Source organism: Microcoleus sp. LAD1_D3, from assembly GCF_036702135.1.
GTDB lineage: Bacteria > Cyanobacteriota > Cyanobacteriia > Cyanobacteriales > Microcoleaceae > Microcoleus.
This window is the reverse complement of sequence record NZ_JAUBSB010000003.1, coordinates 1-20,207: the sequence shown is the minus strand read 5'-3', so window position 1 is coordinate 20,207 and position 20,207 is coordinate 1. Positions and strand designations below refer to the sequence as shown.

8 protein-coding genes are annotated in these 20,207 nt (G+C 46.3%); 6 read left to right on the top strand and 2 right to left on the bottom strand.

Annotated elements, in window-relative coordinates:
• The first annotated feature begins 1 nt into the window (after position 1).
• Positions 2-229 (top strand): hypothetical protein, encoded by a 228-nt coding sequence (locus QUA74_RS02045; protein ID WP_333324490.1) that lies wholly within the window; start codon positions 2-4, stop codon positions 227-229.
• A 250-nt stretch (positions 230-479) separates the two neighbouring features.
• Entirely contained in the window at positions 480-2,510 is a 2,031-nt protein-coding gene (locus tag QUA74_RS02040) for a bifunctional serine/threonine-protein kinase/formylglycine-generating enzyme family protein (protein ID WP_333324489.1), read from the top strand.
• Positions 2,511-2,673: 163 nt separating this feature from the next.
• Here the strand turns inward: QUA74_RS02040 and QUA74_RS02035 are convergent, their stop codons facing one another.
• A complete protein-coding gene (locus tag QUA74_RS02035; RefSeq protein ID WP_333324487.1) occupies positions 2,674-4,449 on the bottom strand; it encodes a DMT family transporter in 1,776 nt (591 codons plus the stop codon).
• A gap of 538 nt (positions 4,450-4,987) precedes the next feature.
• Between QUA74_RS02035 and QUA74_RS02030 the strand changes: the two genes are divergently transcribed.
• Complete coding sequence (locus QUA74_RS02030; protein ID WP_333324485.1) at positions 4,988-8,323, top strand: amino acid adenylation domain-containing protein; 3,336 nt, start codon at positions 4,988-4,990, stop codon at positions 8,321-8,323.
• A gap of 387 nt (positions 8,324-8,710) precedes the next feature.
• Entirely contained in the window at positions 8,711-9,808 is a 1,098-nt protein-coding gene (locus tag QUA74_RS02025; RefSeq protein ID WP_333324483.1) for a HAMP domain-containing sensor histidine kinase, read from the top strand.
• A gap of 76 nt (positions 9,809-9,884) precedes the next feature.
• Here QUA74_RS02025 and QUA74_RS02020 read toward each other — a convergent pair whose 3' ends face one another.
• The gene (locus QUA74_RS02020) at positions 9,885-10,994 is read right to left on the bottom strand and encodes an alpha/beta hydrolase (RefSeq protein ID WP_333324481.1); all 1,110 of its coding nucleotides are present in this window, start codon (positions 10,992-10,994) and stop codon (positions 9,885-9,887) included.
• Positions 10,995-11,148: 154 nt separating this feature from the next.
• Between QUA74_RS02020 and QUA74_RS02015 the strand changes: the two genes are divergently transcribed.
• A complete protein-coding gene (locus QUA74_RS02015) occupies positions 11,149-15,954 on the top strand; it encodes an amino acid adenylation domain-containing protein (protein WP_333324479.1) in 4,806 nt (1,601 codons plus the stop codon).
• Between the two features lie 31 nt (positions 15,955-15,985).
• Positions 15,986-20,065: an amino acid adenylation domain-containing protein gene (locus tag QUA74_RS02010; RefSeq protein ID WP_333324478.1), complete on the top strand. Its 4,080-nt coding sequence runs from the start codon at positions 15,986-15,988 to the stop codon at positions 20,063-20,065.
• Positions 20,066-20,207 lie beyond the last annotated feature (142 nt).

The following is a 20,207-nucleotide window of genomic DNA, read 5'->3' as shown; positions in this document are numbered from 1 at the left end:
ATTGTCAGAGCTTGTAGTTGACAGTGGCAGAACAAGTCATGGTAACAGTTATGTCGCTATTGCCGCACAACACATTGCGCCCTCACCGGAACAAAGCATGAATTATCTGTTGAGTTGCAATGGTTGTCGCAGTCCGGTTAGCCCAAACGCGCCGCGATCGCGATCGCAATACCAAATACTTCAAAATTACCTGTGGATCGATATGTCGATGCCGGCTTCACAACATTAGCCCGATAATTCTAGAGTGTTTGATTTAATACTAAATACTACGGATGTCGATCGAGCTACTATTTTTTATCTTCAAATCGATTTCTTATAACTCTTCTGGGCTGGACACGAGATCCCGCCTCGACAAAGCTTAACATCTTGCCCGCCTGAAAGCTTAAATTTAAATGCAGGACAGCTTGCAAATTTTTACTCCTTCATGAGGGGGCAAAAAAGATATATCATAACCTTAACCGGATCATTTCTTCCCAGATATGTTCTACTGTTCTAATCCCGCGTGTTCTCATCCTTTCAATCCCGACAACTCTAAATTTTGTCAAAGTTGCGGCAAGTCCGACCTCACGCCTCTCTTCAGAAACCGCTACCGCGTGATTAGACTGTTGGGGGAAGGGGGATTTGGCAGAACTTATGAAGCGGTAGATACCGATCGCATGGACGATCCCTGCGTAATTAAGCAGTTTGTACCCCAATTTCAAGGAACCTCCGCACTTGAAAAAGCGACAGAATTGTTTAAAGCAGAAGCAAAACGACTTTACGAACTCGGCGAACATCCCCAAATTCCTCGATTAATTGCTTATTTTGAGCAAGACAAGCGACTTTATTTAGTACAAGAGTTGATTGAGGGGCAAACTTTACTAGCAGAATTAACTCAGCAGGGTGTTTTTAGCGAAGAAAAAATTTGGCAGTTGTTGGCAGATGTACTGCCGATTTTGAAATTTGTGCACGATCGCAATGTCATTCACCGAGACATCAAACTTGAGAATATCATGCGCCGCCGCACCTCTGTTAGCTCATCTCTGCCAAAGGCGGGAAATTTTCGCAATTCAGCTTTCCGAAGAGGAGGGCGCGGAGAGTTAGTTTTGATAGATTTTGGCATTTCCAAACAAGTGACGGGCTCCCTGATGAGCAAAGTAGGCACGACGGTAGGAACGCCCGGATATTCGCCGATAGAACAAATGCGCGGTCAAGTTTTCCCCGGAAGCGATTTGTACAGTTTGGGGATAACTTGCCTAAGACTGCTAACTCAATGCTTGCCAAAAGTTGACGGTTCCGATGACCTTTATGACCCCATAAACGGCGGCTGGGTTTGGAGAGAACGGTTGCCCGCCAGCACAAAAGTCAGCAGCGATTTGACAAAAATTTTAGATAAGTTAACTGAAGATTATCTCAAAAATAGATATCAATCGGCTGATGAAGTAATCAAAGCTTTAAATCTCTATTCTTTACCTCCCCAACCCCCTTTTGTCCAGGGAGGACAACTTGCTTTAAATTCTGCTGTGACCAAGGGAGGCCCACTTGCTTTAAATTCTGCTGTGACAAAGGGAGGGCTACTTGCTATTAATACTCCGCTCAATCACAGCGGGCCAATCAATAGCAATATCTCTGTTAATCCCAGGGTAAAATCCAACACCAATCCGCCTCATAACAAGGCATCGCAGAGAATTGCGGCTGTCAAAAGCACTTTTGAATTTCAGGTAGTGACAGTAGACAAGCGCGGGCAGCCAACTAACCTTAACAGCGGTAAAGCGCGTTTTTTGGAAGAACCTCTTGGTAGCCGTATAGTCATGCAAATGGTATCTATTCCTGGCGGTACTTTCCTCATGGGTTCTCCAAAAGAGCGGGGTGACAGCGACGAAAAACCGCAGCACCCAGTAACTTTAGGATCTTTCTATATTAGCAAATTTCCAGTCACTCAGGCCCAGTGGAAAGCAGTGGCGGCGCTGCCGGAAATTAAAATATTTCTCAATCCCGATGCTGCCCGTTTTAAAGGTGCAAATCGACCTATAGAAAATGTATCTTGGTACGAGGCTTTGGAGTTTTGCGCGAGACTTTCTCGCAAAACTGGTAAGAATTATCGCTTGCCTAGCGAAGCCCAATGGGAATATGCTTGCCGGGGGCAAACTACGGGGCCGTTTCACTTTGGGGAAACGATTACCAGCGAGTTAGCCAATTACAACGGAAATTCTAATTACGCTGATGCGCCGAAGGGAGTTTATCGCTTTCAAACGACAGATGTTGGCAGTTTTAAACCTAATGCTTTTGGATTGTACGATTTCCACGGAAATGTTTGGGAATGGTGCGCGGATTCTTGGCACAATAATTATAACGGTGCGCCTGCTGATGGTAGCGTTTGGGAATCTGACGGCGACTCTTCGCTGAGGTTGTTGCGGGGCGGTTCTTGGAACGATAATCCTCCGAATTGTCGCAGCGCGTGTCGCCTCAGATATCAGCCGGATTGTAAGGCTAGTATTGTGGGTTTTCGAGTGGTTATTTCTCTTGTTTAGACTTTAATTGTAGGCATTCGTTCTCCTATCTTGAAATGCCTCTGCGGTTTCCCTATCAATCAAAGATTTATGCAATAAGCCTATTGATATTGTCTCGGCATAGAGAAACCCGGTTTCTTGAAGAAACCGGGTTTTGGAATGGGCGATCGCCCAAATTCTTGCCTTAACTAGCCTTCTTTTGAGGAGCCGTTATGCGTTCTACACTCATAGCAGCCACGCTCAACGTCACTACAGCCATGCCTAGAATTGCCACAGGCTGCAACTTCTCATTGATAATTAGAAAACCGAAGAGTGCGGTCATTGCCGGCCCCAAAGTGCCAATTACTGACGCTAAGGCTGCCCCCGCAAAGCGGATGGCAAAATTATTCAAAAGATAGCTAAACAGCGTCAGCACCCCTAAAACAACACCTCCCAAAATCAAACCCGGCCAAACATTTTGGTCGATTTTAGGAGAAAAATTTTCCGACAGTGGCACCCACAAACTCAGGGAGGAAAATACAAAAATCGCGGCGAAATTAACTAAACTAAATGGAATTGGGTGCAGCTTGCCCGCGGCCATTTGCGTCAGCAATACGTAACCTGCAAAGGTAATCCCAGAAGCCAGTGCCGCCGTGACTCCCACCCCGACATTGCCGCCGCCCGGAGCTTGGGCAGCAAAACTCGGCCACCCAGCTAAAATCAGACCTGCGGTAATCCCGACTATCGCGAAAAAGCCGACTTTGCTAGGGCGAGAGCCAAACAATATCCAAGAACCCAGTACGGTGACGATCGGGTAAATAAAGAAAATCGTAATCGCAATCCCCGCTGGAATATTGCCGATCGCCAAATAAATCAAAACCTGAGACAAAAACAGAAAAAATGCGCTTCCTAAAACTTTACTCCACAAAGCTCGATCGCCCGACTCGAACAACCGCCTAATATCTTTCCACACAGAAGGATAGAGAAATGTCGCCAATATCGGCATCAAAGCCATCACCACGATCAGCCGCATCAACAAAATCAACAAAGAATTTCCAAAACCTGGAGTCACCACCCCCGGAAATTCAAACAACCCAAAAACCATCCGAGGATTTTTGCCTTTAATCAGAATTCTTAAACAAACATTAAACAGCGACAATACCACCGCCGAAGACAAAGCCAGCACCAAACCTGTCTGTACTTGAGAAGATGCTTTAACAGTTGCAGCAGGCGCTGAAGAAGGCTGTGGCACGGGTTCTCGCGGCGTTTCCGCAGGTGTTGGCGGCAGAAATTGCGGGCGGACAGAATTAACAGAATTAGTTGATTCCTCGACATAGGAATCTTGAGCATCGAAAGGATTCTCAAGATATGCTTCTTCTTCTTCGAGTTCTTCCCTGATGCGGTTTACGAGATTTTGTAACAGCTCTTCCCCTTGCAGTTCCAAGGTTTTCATGTTGTTGAGCCGCACGGAAAGCTCGCTTTCGTAACTGGTTAAATCTTGTTCCAGCATCTGGAAACTGCGATCGATCCTTTCATCCAGCGCCGCCAGCAACTGCGAAGCCCGTTCGTCGTAGTTGCTCGGTGGCAAGGGTATCGGGAACTCGCCACTGGGAATAGGGCTGCTGAGAGAATTTCCCGAATTAGCACTGAGTTCGTTGAACCGCTGCACCAACAAATCCTGCAAATTGTGAGCCAAAACTTGAGCCAACTGCTTCAGCCACAATTGCTGCTGCTGAATGTATCGCCCAGACAGAGATTCCATTTGCTGAGACTGCAATTTGCGATATTGCTCCCGCAGGTCTTCAATATCTTCAATCAGGTGATTTTTTTCAGTTTGCAGCCGAGTAATGTCTTGATTTAACTGGCCTTTGACATTTTGATGCAAAGCGTCCAGTTCTTGCATTACTGAGTGGAGGACTTCTTCTGCTGATTGTGCATCCTCTGGCTCGTCCTTTGACGAGTATACGTTCCGCTGCGCCATTAGCCTATAACCTCTAATTTAAACTGCACGTTCAGTGTTCTTAAGTATTTTGCCTGCATCAGGTCGCAAGTTATAGTGAGTTGATCTAAGAGATTGCGAACACTGTTTAATCAATCGTAGTCGCTAAGCTAGAAATGTGAGAAAATTGCGTGAAGCAAAGCTATCCCGCAGGGAATCCCCCCAAGAACACTTTGTGCAATTAGAAATCATACTACAGCTTGACCTCTCCACGAATTGCTCCCGGTAATTCTCGCATCTAACTCACCCGATTGCACCCGAATCACAAGGCTAAGAGTCCGTTGGCCGACTAAATTTGATTGGGGGGTGGCACTCCTAGCCCCTCAACGGATAACTTGATCGTGCGGTCAAAAACTCGGTTTCTTTTGCCCGCGTCTCTCCCGCACTCCCGCACCCAGATTTATGATGTTAACAGTTCCGATCTTTTGCTCGCGAAAGTTTTAAGAGACGATCGCACCCTCAAAAAGCAACCCCACGCCATCAAAAAATTAACACATCCCATCCCCGAAGAGCAACAGATATGGCCTCCGAATTTTATGACAATTCCTTTACAAACGATATAGAAAGACTGAATATTTCTGAGGATGCGGAAGTGTGTGTCTTTCCGGCATCATTTGCCCAGCAGCGCTTGTGGTTTCTCGACCAATTCGCACCGGAAAACCCTTTCTATAATGTAGTAACAGCACTGCGCTTAACTGGTGCGCTCAACTTAACAGCCTTAGAGCAAACCTTCAACGAAATAGTGCAGCGGCACGAAACTTTGCGAACCACTTTTGCAGCGGTATCAGGTCAACCAGTGCAGATAATCTCTGCCGCTTTCAAGACTAATTTAACACTATTAGAACTGCAACATTTGCCGCCAGAACAACGGCACACAGAAGCAAAGAAACTCTCCGCGGCAGAATCTCTTCGCCCTTTCAATTTATCCAGGGGGCCGCTGATGCGAGTCACCATCCTGCGGCTGACAGATAGGGAGCATATTCTCTTGCTAAATATGCACCACATAGCCTCCGATGATTGGTCGATCGGGGTGCTAATTCGAGAAATAGAAGCTATCTATACAGCTTTGATAAATCAACAGCCATCTCCCCTGCCAGAATTATCACTTCAATATGCCGACTTTGCCGAGTGGCAGCGCGAATGGCTGCAAGGTGAAGTATTAGAAACTCAGCTAGCTTATTGGCGGCAGCAACTGCACGGGATTTCTATGTTAAATTTGCCCACAGATCGCCCTGCACCACCTAGGCAAAATTATCGGGGGAAAACTCAATATTTAGAACTGCCGAAAAAGCTGAAGGATGCACTTTTAGCGCTCTCGCAGCGAGAAGGAGCGACTTTATTTATGACAGTGCTCGCAGCATTTCAAACTTTGCTTTACCGTTACTCGCAACAAGAAGATATTGTGGTAGGTTCGCCGATCGCCAATCGCAACCTGAGCGAAATTGAAGCATTAATCGGTTTTTTTGTCAATACTTTAGTGCTGCGAACAGACTGTTCGGGAAACCCGACATTTCGAGATTTTTTAGGCCGGGTGCGGGAAGTAACCCTGGGAGCTTATGCTCACCAAGATTTGCCTTTTGAGAAGCTAGTCGAGGAATTGCACCCAGAGCGATCGTTGAATCGCCACCCGCTGTTTCAGGTGGTATTCGGGCTGCAAAATGCGCCGCTGGACGAGCTAGAATTGCCAGAATTAAAGTTGAGTTATTTTCATTTGGAGACTCAAACAACGCGCTTTGATTTAGAGCTGCATTTGTGGGAAGCTTCCGATAACTTTAGGAGCAGATACGGCGAACATTGGGAAGATTCGGAAGGCCTCAGAGGCTTAGCTGTGTACAATACAGATTTATTTAATGAAGTTACGATCGCCCGAATACTGAGGCATTTTAAAACGCTGCTGGAAAGCATTGTGGCTAATCCAGAACAAAGAATCGCTAACTTACCTTTATTGAGCGAGGATGAAGTGAATCAATTATTCAGAGAATGGAACGATACTCGGACAGATTATCCTCAAAATAAGTGCATTCATCAGTTATTTGAAGAGCGAGCCCGGCACCATCTGGAGGATGTCGCCCTAACTTTCGACAGCCAGCACATCACTTACAGAGAACTCAACAGTCGCACCAATCAACTGGCGCGCTACCTACAAAAACTCGGCGTGGGGGCGGAGGTTTTAGTGGGGCTTTGTGCAGAGCGATCGATCGACCTAATTGTCGGGATGTTGGCTATACTGAAAGCGGGAGGAGCTTACCTACCGTTAGATCCGAGCTATCCGCGCGATCGGCTAAACTTGATGCTGGAAGATGCTCAAGTTAAAGTCTTGCTAATTCAGGATAAATTGATTGAGAATTTCCGAGACTTCTCAAACTCGGTGATTTACTTCGATCGCGATTGGGAACACATAGCCAAAGAAAGCGCCGAAAATCCCGCCAACACCGCAACAGCAGACAACCTAGCTTACGTTATTTACACATCTGGCTCAACAGGAAAACCCAAGGGAGTTGCTGTCACCCACAAAGCAGTAAATCGGCTGGTACTCAACACCAACTATATAAAAATAGAACCTACCGATAAAATTGCCCAAGCATCAAACGCTTCATTCGATGCAGCCACCTTCGAGATTTGGGGAGCCTTGCTTAACGGCGCTCAACTCGTGGGAATTAGCACAAATATTACCCTTTCGCCTCACGATTTAGCCTTAGAACTGCGCCAACAAGGCATCACCGTTTTGTTTTTAACAACTGCCTTATTTCAACAAATTGCTAGAGTTTTACCGCAAGCTTTTGATTCGCTGCGCTGCTTGCTGTTTGGCGGAGAAGCGCTCGATATGAGATGGGTTAAAAAACTTCTCAAACAAAAGCAAACCCCTAAAATAATTCACGTTTACGGGCCTACAGAAAATACTACTTTTTCGGCTTATTATTGCGTGCAAGACGTACCCGAAACCGCAACATCTATCCCCATCGGCCGTCCGATCGCCAACACGCAAATTTATCTCCTCGATGCGGATTTGCAGCCGGTGGCGATCGGTGTTATAGGTCAATTGTACGTCGGCGGTGACGGATTGGCGAAAGGCTACCTCAACCAGCCTGATTTAACTGCTGCTGCATTCATTCCTAACCCTTTTAGCAATAAATCAGGTTGTAGCCTTTATAAAACAGGTGATTTAGGTCGCTATTTAGCTGACGGCAACATCGAGTTTTTAGGTCGCATTGACGACCAAGTAAAAATTCGCGGCTACCGCATCGAATTGGGAGAAATTGAAGCGGCTTTGTGCCAGCATCCACAAGTGCGCGAAGCAGTAGTAATTGTGAGGGAAGACATCCCCGACGATAAACATTTGGTAGCTTATGTTGTTCCTGACGGCATTAATGAAAAATTAGAAATTCCCAATCTTAAGTCAAGTGAATTGCGCCAATTTTTGAAAGAAAAGTTACCAGGATATATGGTTCCTGCCACTTATGCAGTGTTGGAGAATATGCCACTGACGCCTAATGGCAAAGTAGACCGCCGCGCCTTGCCTGATATAGATACAGACAGCGAGGATCTAACAGAAAATTATGTAGCGCCTCGGACTGAGCTCGAAAATGCGATCGGGAAAATTTGGGCTAAAGTTTTGGGAAAACAGCAGGTTAGTATCTACGATAATTTCTTTGAACTAGGCGGGCATTCCCTGCTAGCAACTCAGTTGATTTCTCGCATCCGAGACGCTTTGCAAGTCGAGTTATCGGTCAGCAATTTGTTTGAGGCTCCGACTGTGGCGAGTCTGGCAAAATACATTGAAACAATGCGCTGGGCCGCGAAAGGTTTGGATACTCCCAGAACCGACGAAAATGAGCGAGAAGATGTGGAATTTTAAGGCCTTATACCAATTTTATATGAGGCTGCATAGAATCTGATCCCCCCTAACCCCCCTTAATAAGGGGGGGACAAGAGCTTGGTCAAAGTCCCCCTTATTAAGGGGGATTTAGGGGGATCGAAATATATGCAACTTCACATTAAATCGGTATTACATAATTGCGGGATGATTTGGATTGTTTTGTGGAATTGGCATCTGCCCTGTCGGTAGAAATTACCGCAATGGGAACTGATATTCAAGCCTGCTTCACGATGAGATTTAGACCTGTTACTTGCTAACCTCCTAAACGCTGAGGCTGCCTAGATACTTGCAAGATTGCTTGCGGGGCCTTATAAATAAGGGAGAAAATCTTCTCTCAACAGCCACTCATCCAGAAAATCATAAACGATGTCCAACCAAGCGTCTGACCGTCTTAAACAAAATTCTGAAAAAATTATGGGGATGTGGGAGAAGCGGGCGCGTGAGGAAGTCGGTGCATCAACGCATCAAAATTCTCTTGTCTTGCAAGATTCCCTACCTCTGTACTTAAACCAACTGGTAGATGAACTCTCAAACAGAATTGTCAGGACACCTGCCCGAGTCACAGCCGACGAGGTAGAAAGTACGCGGATTGGCAAGCTGCACGGGCATGAACGGGCCGGGTATGCTGACTACTCCATGACTAACCTAATTTTCGAGTATCACCTCCTCCGTCAAGTAATATTTCAAGTTTTAGAAGAAGAAGCACCTTTAGGAGTGGAGGATAGAGACATTATTATCGGCTCCATTGAGCAAGCCGTTAATGACGCGGCCACTCAATTCTCCGAAACGCTGCGAGATATTCAAGAATTATTTATGGTGACGCTAACTCACGATCTCAGAAATCCCATTAGTGTTGTAAAAATGGGAACTCAACTAACTCTGCGGCGGCTTGAACGAGGAGACACCCATAGGGATGTGGCGACGAGGATGCTGAGTGCGATCAATCGGGTGGATTCGATGATTCAAAATCTGCTGGATGCGAGTCGGCTGCGGGCAGGGCAGAGCTTAAAGATTGAATTTGAAGAATGCGATTTTGAGATGCTAGTCCAAGAGGTAGTACAAGATTTGAGCTTCACGTATGGAGAGCGGTTTATTTTGGTAGCTGAGTCTGAAATTAGGACTTATTGCAGCCGTAAAGAAATACGGCGGGTGATTGAAAATTTAGCAATTAACGCTGTGAAATATGGTAATGCTACTACGCCGATTACACTTACGCTCCAGCAAACTGAAACGCAGATCAGCCTTAGTATCCATAATGAAGGCAATCCGATCGCCCTAGACGCTCAATCAATCCTATTTCAACAATTTCGTCGAACCATCTGTGCCGAGGAGCAAACCGGCTGGGGATTAGGATTATTTTTAGCAAAGAGTATTATTGAAGCCCATAAAGGGACACTTGCGGTTGAAAGTGCAGAGGGCAAGGGGACAAGCTTTATTATCAACTTACCTAAAATTCTTTTTTAGTTTGGGACATTAAGACTAAGAAGAAAAATAGGGTATCCCCAGCCAGAAAATACAGGATTTTAACTCACATTTTTAGTCACGAAATTTCAGTGCAGAATGCCCTGACAGCTTCTGCAAACTCTTGGTTATGTTCGATTAATGCCATGTGTCCTCCTTTCTGTATAGTAACTAGCTCTGCTTGAGGCAATTCTGCTTTCATCCGCAGGCTAGCTGGGGGGGTAGTGGCAATATCTGAATCGCCGCAGATCACCAACACAGGAATGTCAATTGATGGCAAAGTTTTTGTTTCGTCAAATTTGAGCATTCCCAGTGTGCCGCGAGCGAGAACGCCGGGAGAACCCAAGGCTGATAAAAAAGCTGAGAACTCTAATTGACCGCGCGTTTCAGTGCCTTTAAATCCCGATAATTCTACACTGATGTGCAGTGAACCATTGAGATAGCTCAGCCAAGTCATTCCCCACATAATGGGTTCAAGAGCTATGGTGAGGTAGAGCATAGGTTGAAGCAGCGGCTTTTGCAAAGCGCGTAATAAACCGCTAAAAATAGCGGTTTTGAGGGGATTAGTATAAGTCGTATTTACCAGAATTAAACCAGCTACTCGACTACCGAGAAGTTCTGGAAAAAGCCGACTGAATGTTAGAGAAATCATGCCGCCTATGCTGTGTCCGAGTAGGATAACAGGTTTAGTTCCTGCTATGGCAATGACTGCTTCGAGATCGCGGGCAAATTTTTCTAGGGAGTAGTCGCTGTTTTTTGGTCGAGTGGATTTTCCCAGGCCTGGAAGATCCCAAACAATTACTCGGAAGCGATCGGTTAGTTGCCGTTTCGCGTAATACCAAACCATACTGTTGGGCCCCCAACCATGTGAGAGGATAATCGGCTGTCCGTCCTCTGGGCCGTAGAATTCTACTTGTAAAATAGTGCCATCAGGCCTCTCTACCCGCTGCACCGTACCCGTCCGCGTCGGCTTCGGTTCGTCAGCACCGGGGCGGCGGAACAACGGCAAACTGATAAAGCGGCCGCCAACAGACCAAAGAAGCATCAAGACTCCGCTGACTAAGTAGGAAATCCCTACAAGTTCGCCGATGTAATATTCATAGAGAATGTATATACCTCCGCCAAGAACGCCGATGGACAGCAGTCCCACCAGCCATAGAAACAGGAAATTGAAGGGCATGAACGGCATAAGCTGAAACCTTGGGTAGGATTTTGGTTGCGGATTCAAACAGAATCATACTTAGGTTAGGCCACAGTCGGCAAGGGGTAAGTTAAGCTCTTAACTTGTGCGCTGGTGGAATTTCTTTGATTGATTTGCCCAAGTAATGACAGGATGACTCCAAATGCCCGATCCAAAAATATCGAGTTCATCGCCAAATGCCAGAGATTCTGTCAGGGTGGAGTTAGTTGAGTTTTTATCTTACCTTCGCAGTCTAGATATTAATATTTTTATTGAGGGATCTCGCCTGCGCTGCAACGCTCCAGAAGGAATTATTACACCCGAACTGCGCGCCGAAATTTCTCAGAAAAAAACCGAAATAGTTTCATTTTTAAAAGCAGCTAATCGTACTTCTAGTTTTACTTCTACACCGATCGTTCCTATGGGGCGGGACGGAAATCTCCCGCTTTCCTTTGCACAGCAGCGCTTGTGGTTCCTCGACCAATTAGTACCGAACAATCCTTTTTATAATGTTCCCGCAGCATTGCGTTTGACAGGTTCGCTCAATTTTTCGGCGCTGCAACAAACCTTCAATGAAATTGTGCGCCGCCACGAAGCTTTACGCACGACTTTAGCATTAGTTTCGGGGCAACCTGTTCAGAGAATAGCTGCTGCTTTCCACCTCCCGCTTAATGTAGTGGACTTGCGAAACTTGCCAAAGGAATCTCGACAAACTGAAGCAAACAGGCTCACCGCCCAGGAAGCTCAACGCTCTTTCAATTTGTCCAATGACTTGTTGCTGCGAGTCACTTTATTGCAGTTAGATGATGCCGAATATTTACTAATGCTGAATATGCACCACATTGTCTCCGATGGTTGGTCTATCGGAGTGCTTATTCAGGAATTAGGCGCACTTTACACGGCATTTGCTAGCGAAAAACCTTCGCCTTTACCGGCTTTGTCGATCCAGTATGCTGATTTTGCAAAATGGCAGCGCGAATGGCTGCAAGGGGAAGTTTTAGAAACGCAGCTTGCTTACTGGCGACAGCAGTTAAACGGCCTTTCTATGTTAAATTTGCCTGCGGATCGACCCAGGCCAGCAATTCAAAGTTACCGAGGCAAAAGGCAATTTTTGCAACTGCCAAAACAACTGAGCGAGGCTTTAGAAACGTTGAGCCAGCGCGAAGGAGTGACGCTGTTTATGACAATGCTGGCAGCTTTTAAAACGTTGCTTTACCATTACGCGCAGCAAGAAGATATTGTTGTAGGTTCGCCGATCGCCAATCGCAACCGCAGTGAAATAGAAGCATTAATCGGTTTTTTTGTCAACAGTTTGGTGTTGCGTACAGATTTGTCGGGAAATCCAACTTTTCGGGAACTTTTAAACCGAGTCAAAGAGGTAGCATTAGGAGCTTACGCTCACCAAGATTTGCCGTTTGAGAAGTTAGTAGAAGAACTGCACCCCGATCGCGCGTTGAACCAAAATCCCTTATTTCAGGTGGCGTTTGCGCTGCAAAACGCGCCGGGGAATCGGTTAGAATTGCCAGAATTAACACTCAGCCCGCAGCAGTTAGATGTGGGTACAGCGCGGTTTGATTTGGAGTTTCATTTGTGGGAGCGATCGCCCAACAGCTCGGGAAGCAACCAATCGCCCAGCAATAAGCTGTGGGTTGATAGCTCGGAGGGCATCAGCGGGATGGTTATTTACAGCGCCGATTTATTTGATGAAGCTACGATTATCCGCCTGATAGGGCATTTTCAAACGCTGTTAGAAAGGATTGTGACAAATCCCGAACAGCGAATTGCCAACTTGCAATATTTGAGCGCCCAAGAGCGCTATCATTTGTTAGTTGAATGCAACAATACTCAGGGGGATTATCCGCAAGATTTGTGCATTCATCAGCTATTTGAAATGCAGGCCGATCGGACACCGGATGCGGTGGCGCTGGTATTTGGAGATGAGCGAGTCACCTATGGAGAGCTAAATCTCCGCAGCAACCAACTAGCACGTTATTTGCAAAAAATTGGGGTTGGGGCGGAAGTTTTAGTCGGGCTTTGCTGCGGGCGATCGCTCGATCTGATCCTGGGGATGTTGGGTATCCTGAAAGCGGGAGGAGCTTACCTAATTTTAGATCCGAGCTATCCTGCTGAGCGATCGAGCTTTATGCTAAAAGATGCTCAATTATCTGTTGTGTTAACTCAGCAGCAATGGATAGAGAATTTGCGCTCGCCCAATTTACAGATAGTTTGTTTAGACACAGACTGGGAGATGATTTCCCAAGAAATCGCCGACAATCCCACCAGCGCAGTCACAGCCGAAAATCTGGTTTACGCGATTTACACCTCCGGTTCCACGGGAAAGCCGAAAGGAGTTGAAATTGAGCACGGGAGCTTGTTAAATCTCGTTTTTTGGCATCAAAGAGAGTTTGGGGTGTCAGCGGGCGATCGAGCAACGCAAATTGCAGCGATCGGCTTTGATGCTTGCGGGTGGGAAATTTGGCCTTATCTCGCCGCGGGAGCTAGCATCTACTTTCCAGAAGATGACATGAGGCGAGATCCTGAAAAACTGCAAAACTGGTTAGTATCAAACGCGATCACCATTAGCTTTTTGCCAACACCTTTAGCCGAGAAAGTTTTGCTATTAGATTGGCCTCAAACAACAGCGTTACGAATCTTGCTCACAGGCGGCGAAAAACTGCAACAACCTCCTTTAAAATCCCATCCATTCCAGCTAGTAAATAATTACGGCCCAACCGAGAACACCGTCGTCACAACTTCCGGTTATATTCCTGCAACAGAGCAAACAGAAATCGCCCCGACAATTGGCCGCCCCATTGCTAACACTCAAATCTATATATTAGACAAATATTTGCAGCCCGTACCAATGGGGGTTGTTGGCGAATTGTACATCGGCGGAAACGGACTCGCTCGCGGCTACCTCAACCGCCCAGATTTAACCGCAGAACGCTTTATTGTCAATCCTTTTAAACCAAATTCAGGAGAGCGAATTTACAAAACCGGCGACTTAGTGCGCTACAGAGCTGATGGCAACCTTGAATTTTTAGGACGCATCGACGAACAAGTAAAAATTCGCGGTTTCCGCATCGAATTAGGAGAAATCGAGACAGTATTAACTCAACATCCGGCGGTGCAACAAACTGTAGCAATAGCTTCGGAAGATGGACAGGGAGATAAACGTTTAGTAGCTTATATTGCCCTGAATGCAGAATATAGCAGTGCCAGCGAAAAAAACCAAATAATGCAATTGCAGGACGAACAGGTTTTGCAGTGGCAAATGCTCTACAATGAAACTTACAATCAACCTGCTGTTGACTCAGATCCAACATTTAATATTGTCGGCTGGAATAGCAGTTATACTAATCAGCCAATCCCAGCAGAACAGATGCGCGACTGGGCGAACAATCAAGCCGCCCAAATTTTAGCTTTGCAGCCTAGCCGAGTGTTAGAAATTGGCTGCGGCACAGGTTTGTTGCTGTTCCAAATTGCCTCTCGCTGCACTCAATATTGCGGCACAGACTTTTCACCTATTTCGCTCAACTATATTCAGCAGCACTTGGCAAATCAACAGTTAGCTAATGTAACGCTGCTTCAGAAAATGGCGACAGACTTTGAAGGAGTAGAGACAGCAGCTTTTGACGCAGTTATTCTCAACTCTGTCGTGCAATATTTCCCGAATATCGACTATCTCGTGCAGGTGCTAGAAGGTGCGGTGAAAGCAACTGCTCCCGGCGGCTTTATATTCATCGGAGATATCCGCAGCTTGCCGTTGCTGGCAGCTTTTCACGCTTCGGTACAACTGTATCAAGCCGAACCTTCTCTGGCTGGCGAACAGTTGCAGCAGCGAGTACAAATGCAAATTTTTCAAGAAACCGAGTTAGTTATTGAACCAGATTTTTTTAGTGCATTAAAGCACCGATTTCCGCAGATTAGGTGCGTAGAAATTCAATTAATTCGCGGTAGTTATCACAATGAGTTAACTGATTTTCGGTACAATGCTATTCTGCATATTGCGTCGGAAACAGAACCCCCCCACTCCCTAGCCAAAGGGGAGTTTGGGGGAGCGAAACGGCTGGATTGGTCGGCTGAAAATCAGAATCTGACTGTTACCAAGGTACAACAAATATTATTGCAAAATCAACTCGATGTTTTAAGAATTGCTAATGTTCCTAATGCGCGGGTAACGGCAGCAGTTAAGACGGCAGAGTCGCTGTCTGTCGATAAATTTCCAACAGCAGGTCAGTTGCAGAAAGCCGTAGAAAGAATCGAGGATTTAGGAGTATATCCCGAAGCTTGGTATGCTTTGGAAGTTCCGTATAATGTTAATATTAGTTGGTCTAATTCCGACAGTCAAGGGCGCTACGATGTAGTGTTTGCACGGGGCGAAACCAGAGATTTTGTGCCAGAAATCCGACGCGATAACTTGCGTCCTTGGCGCTCTTATGCTAACAATCCCTTACAAGCTAAAGCAGCGCGTAAATTAGTGCCACAGTTGCAGGCTTATCTAGCAGAAAAACTGCCGGAATATATGGTTCCGTCGGCTTTTGTGGTGCTGGAGTCGCTACCGGTGACGGCTAACGGAAAGGTCGATCGCCTCGCTTTACCTGCACCGGAGCCGATTAAGTTAGAATGGGCTGGCGGTTATGTTGCGCCTCAGACTTCTATTGAGGAAGTTTTAGTGAAAATTTGGGGTGAGGTTTTGGGGATAAAGCGAGTGGGTATTCGGGACAATTTCTTTGAATTAGGAGGTCATTCGCTGCTGGCGACTCAGCTTGTTTCGAGAGTGCGAGATGCTTTCGCGGTAGAGTTGCCTTTGCGCCGCGTTTTTGAAGCACCGACAATCAGAGAATTGTCGAAGATTGTGGAGAATTTAAAAGAGAGCGAGGCTAATATTAAAGCTCCTGCTTTAGTGGCGATTTCTCGGGACAGTCGGCGGATGAAGCTATCATCTTTTAATCAAGAAAGTAAATAAAAATTAAGGCGGTTGAACGGGTGCAATTTCGATGAATATGCAGCAAGAAACAGATGTTTTCGTCTTCCCCGCATCATTTGCTCAGCAGCGGCTTTGGTTCCTCAATCAATTAGCACCGGGCAATCCTTTCTACAATGTCTCAACAGCGCTCCGCTTAACAGGTTCCCTCAACTTAAGATCCTTAGAGCAAACCTTCAACGAAATTGTGCAGCGGCACGAAACTTTACGCACCACATTTACGCTTTTGGAAGGGGAACTCGTACAAATTATTGCTCCCGTTTTAACCGTATCCCTCCCCACAATCGACTTACAAAATCTCTCGCCAACTCAGCAGGAAACCGCAGCGCTGCAACTCGCAACCGATGCAGCGCAATGCCCTTTCGATTTAGCCGCCGGGCCGTTATTCAAAGTAACGCTGCTACAACTGAGTGAAACACAACATATATTGTTGCTGAATTTACATCATATTGTGGCTGATGGTTGGTCGATTGGAGTGCTAATTCGAGAGCTGGGAACGCTCTACACAGCATTTGTAAAAAATGGGATCTCGCACTTACCAGAACTGCCCGTGCAGTACGCCGACTTTGCAGAATGGCAGCACCAATGGTTGCAGGGCGAAGTATTAGAAACCCAGTTAGCTTATTGGCGGCAGCAGTTAAACGGAATTACCACACTCAATCTACCAACAGACAGGCAAAGACCAGCCGTTCCATCCTACCGCGGCGCTAAACAATGTATAACACTATCCCCTGCTTTGAGCGAGGCGCTAAAGTCATTGAGCCAGCAAGAAAGCGCGACTTTATTTATCACTCTACTAGCCGCTTTTCAAACTTTGCTGTACCGCTATACAGGACAAGTAGATATTGCAGTAGGAACGCCGATCGCCAATCGCAACCTGAGCGAAATAGAAGCATTAATCGGTTTTTTTGTCAACAGTTTGGTGCTGTGTGCAGATTTATCAGGAAATCCAACTTTTCGGGAACTATTGCATCGGGTAAAAAACGTCGCAATGGCAGCCTACGCTCACCAAGATTTGCCCTTCGAGAAGTTGGTTGAGGAAATGCACCCCGATCGCGAGTTGAGTCGCAATCCCCTATTTCAAGTTAGTTTCAGCCTGCAAAACACTCCTATAGCAGCGCTAGAATTGCCGGGAATCGCTTTCGAGGTGATTGACTTTGACGCAGGAACCGCCAAGCTAGATTTAGAGTGCCACTTGTGGGAAGATGCAGGAAGTATTCAAGGGCAATTTGTCTACAGCACAGACTTATTTGATAGCGCCACAATTGCGCGCATGGCGGGACATTTCCAAACGCTGCTCGAAGCCATTGTTGCCAATCCCAAACAGCACCTCAGCGACTTGGCTTTGCTGACAGCGCCAGAATACCAGCAATTATTAATAGATTGGAATGACACTCAGAGAGATTATCCGCAAAACCAGTGTTTTCATCAGCCATTTGAAGAGCGAGTCGCGCGATCGCCCCATGCTGTCGCCGCCGTCTTTGAAAACCAGCAGTTAACCTACCGCCAACTCAACAGCCAAGCCAACCAACTTGCACATTACTTGCAGCAATTGGGAGCAGCACCAGAAGTTTTAGTGGGCCTTTGTGTAGAACGTTCCTTAGATGCGATCGTCGGATTGCTAGGCATTATCAAAGCAGGCGCAGCCTACCTGCCTTTAGATCCAACTTATCCTCAAGAGCGGCTTAACTTCATGTTAGAAGATGCTCAGGTGTCGATTTTGGTAACTCAGCAGCACCTAGCAAAAAACTTGACGCAGCCGGAAAATTACGGAGTTTTTTCAGTAGTGTGTTTGGACTCCGACAGAGAAATTATCGCCCGACAAAGCCCAGAAAACCCAACTACAAATATCCTACCAGAAAACCTAGCCTACGTCATTTACACATCGGGTTCAACCGGAAAACCCAAAGGCGTTTTAATCGAACATCGGGGACTCTACAACTTAGCCCTAGCTCAAATAGAAGCTTTTAACTTAAACTCAAATCACCGCATTTTGCAATTCGCCTCCCTGAGTTTTGATGCCTCAATTTTTGAGATTGTCATGGCATTAGGAACCGGAGCAACACTTTACTGTGCCAAGAAAGAATCATTGTTGCCCGGACAAACATTAATCCAATTTTTGCAGGACAATGCTATTACCCACGCTACCCTCCCGCCCTCGCTGCTAGCTGTCCTTCCAAACGCCGAACTTCCCGCACTGCAAACAATCATCTGTGCTGGCGAATCCTGTTCCCCGGATATTGTTAAACGCTGGGCTTCCCGGCGCAGATTTTTTAACGCTTACGGCCCTACAGAAGCGACAGTCTGGTCAAGTTTGGCCGAAATTGGCGATTCCCTGCGGGATAGCTTCGCTTCACGCAAAAAACCGCCAATCGGCCGCCCCATAGCTAACACTCAACTCTATATTTTAGATAAAAATTTACAGCCTGTACCCGTTGGAATTCCCGGTGAATTGTACATCGGCGGCAGCGGATTGGCGCGAGGCTACCTGAACCGCCCCGAATTAACCGCCCAGCGATTTATTGCTAACCCCTTTAGCCAGAAAGCAGGAGAACGAATTTATAAAACTGGTGACTTAGCTCGCTATTTTCCCGACGGCAATATTGAGTTTTTAGGCCGCACTGACGAACAGGTAAAAATTCGCGGTTATCGAATAGAATTGGGAGAAATTGAAGCGCTGCTGGTTCAGCATCCAGCAGTCAAAGAAACAGCGGCGGTTGCTGTGGATGATTTGTCTGGCAACAAACGCCTAGTTGCTTATATCGTCCCCAATCACAATCAGACGCTTAATCCCGTGGAAATGCGTAATTTCCTCAAACAACAACTGCCCAATTACATGATTCCCAATGCTTTTGTGACGATGGATTTTCTGCCCCTAACTCTCAATGGCAAAATTGACCGCCTGCGCCTACCTGCACCGGGAAATCTAACTAGCAATTCAATAGATAAAAGCTGCATTGCACCTCGCACACCAACCGAGTCAACCCTCGCCGAAATTTGGGCCACAATCCTCAACGCAGAGTGCGTTGGCATTCGCGATAACTTCTTCGATTTGGGTGGAGATTCCCTGCTGGCAATCCGCCTCATCAATGAGATTAACCAGCAATTTGAGCGCGAGTTGCCGCTGTCTGCTCTTTTTTTAAATCCGACAATTGAAGGTTTAGCAGATTCGCTAAATTCAGGAACAAATTCTCTGGAATGGTCGCCTTTAGTTGCAATTAAGCCTCGCGGTAAAAATCCCCCGTTCTTCTGCATCCATCCCATCTTTGGCGTCGTGTTTCCTTATGTCGAGTTAGCGTATCAGCTAGGAGAAAACCAACCGTTTTACGGGCTGCAACCAAAGGGTATTGACGGCGAAAGTTCTCCGTTAACTAGCATTGAAGACATGGCGGCTGACTACATCGCAGCCTTGCGTACCGTTCAACCAAAAGGGCCTTATTTTTTAGGAGGTTGGTCTTTTGGAGGTTTGGTTGCTTTTGAGATGGCTCAACAGTTGCTCGTAGCAGGGGATGAAGTGGCTTTGCTTGCTGTGCTGGATACTTTAGCGCCGGTTTCTGCTAACAAACCTTCTTTTTGGGACGGTTGCAAGTTTATTCTGACTACTGTTTCGCGCTCTATCTGGCCTTTTGTAGTAGATTATTTTCGCTTGGTGGCTGGTGCAGAAAATGTTCAAAGTGGCGGTATTGCTGCCAAATTTCCGAAATTAAATAAGATGCTTAATTTTGCAGCTAATTTTTGGCATCGCTGGAATTGGAAACAGGCGGTTATGGTTAGCATCCTATCTCAGGAGTCAAAAGAAAGAAGCTGGCGCGAGCTGGCAATTCCCTCGATGTTTACTGTATTTCAGGCCAATAGTCAAGCAACTCTCAGCTATCGACCGAAAATTTATCCGCAGCGAATTACTCTGTTTAGATCGAGGGAACAGCTAAGCATGAATCATCATGATCCGACTCTTGGCTGGAGCGAATTAACGACCCAAAAAGTTGAGGTGATTAGAGTTCCTGGGAATCATCTTACTATGTTGAGAAAGCCTAACGTTGAGGTGCTGGCTCAAAAGCTGAAGCATTGCTTTGAGGAGGAATTAAGTGATTGAGGAACCCGCGTGCTTGTGTGTCGAATAAAATAATCTTTATCACGTTTGTAGTGAGGACTAAAGTCCAATGGCACTGAAAAAGTGAGCAAAAAAAAATCTGTAAGGCAAGATATACATAGATAATTGCCTTACAAACCAAAAT

Excerpts from the sequence above, each read along its gene's own strand:
- QUA74_RS02040 (WP_333324489.1), top strand. The coding sequence starts at position 480 with ATGTTCTACTGTTCTAATCCCGCGTGTTCTCATCCTTTCAATCCCGAC.
- QUA74_RS02035 (WP_333324487.1), bottom strand. The coding sequence starts at position 4,449 with ATGGCGCAGCGGAACGTATACTCGTCAAAGGACGAGCCAGAGGATGCA.
- QUA74_RS02020 (WP_333324481.1), bottom strand. The coding sequence starts at position 10,994 with ATGCCGTTCATGCCCTTCAATTTCCTGTTTCTATGGCTGGTGGGACTG.
- QUA74_RS02015 (WP_333324479.1), top strand. The coding sequence starts at position 11,149 with ATGCCCGATCCAAAAATATCGAGTTCATCGCCAAATGCCAGAGATTCT.
- QUA74_RS02030 (WP_333324485.1), top strand. The coding sequence starts at position 4,988 with ATGGCCTCCGAATTTTATGACAATTCCTTTACAAACGATATAGAAAGA.
- QUA74_RS02010 (WP_333324478.1), top strand. The coding sequence starts at position 15,986 with ATGAATATGCAGCAAGAAACAGATGTTTTCGTCTTCCCCGCATCATTT.
- QUA74_RS02025 (WP_333324483.1), top strand. The coding sequence starts at position 8,711 with ATGTCCAACCAAGCGTCTGACCGTCTTAAACAAAATTCTGAAAAAATT.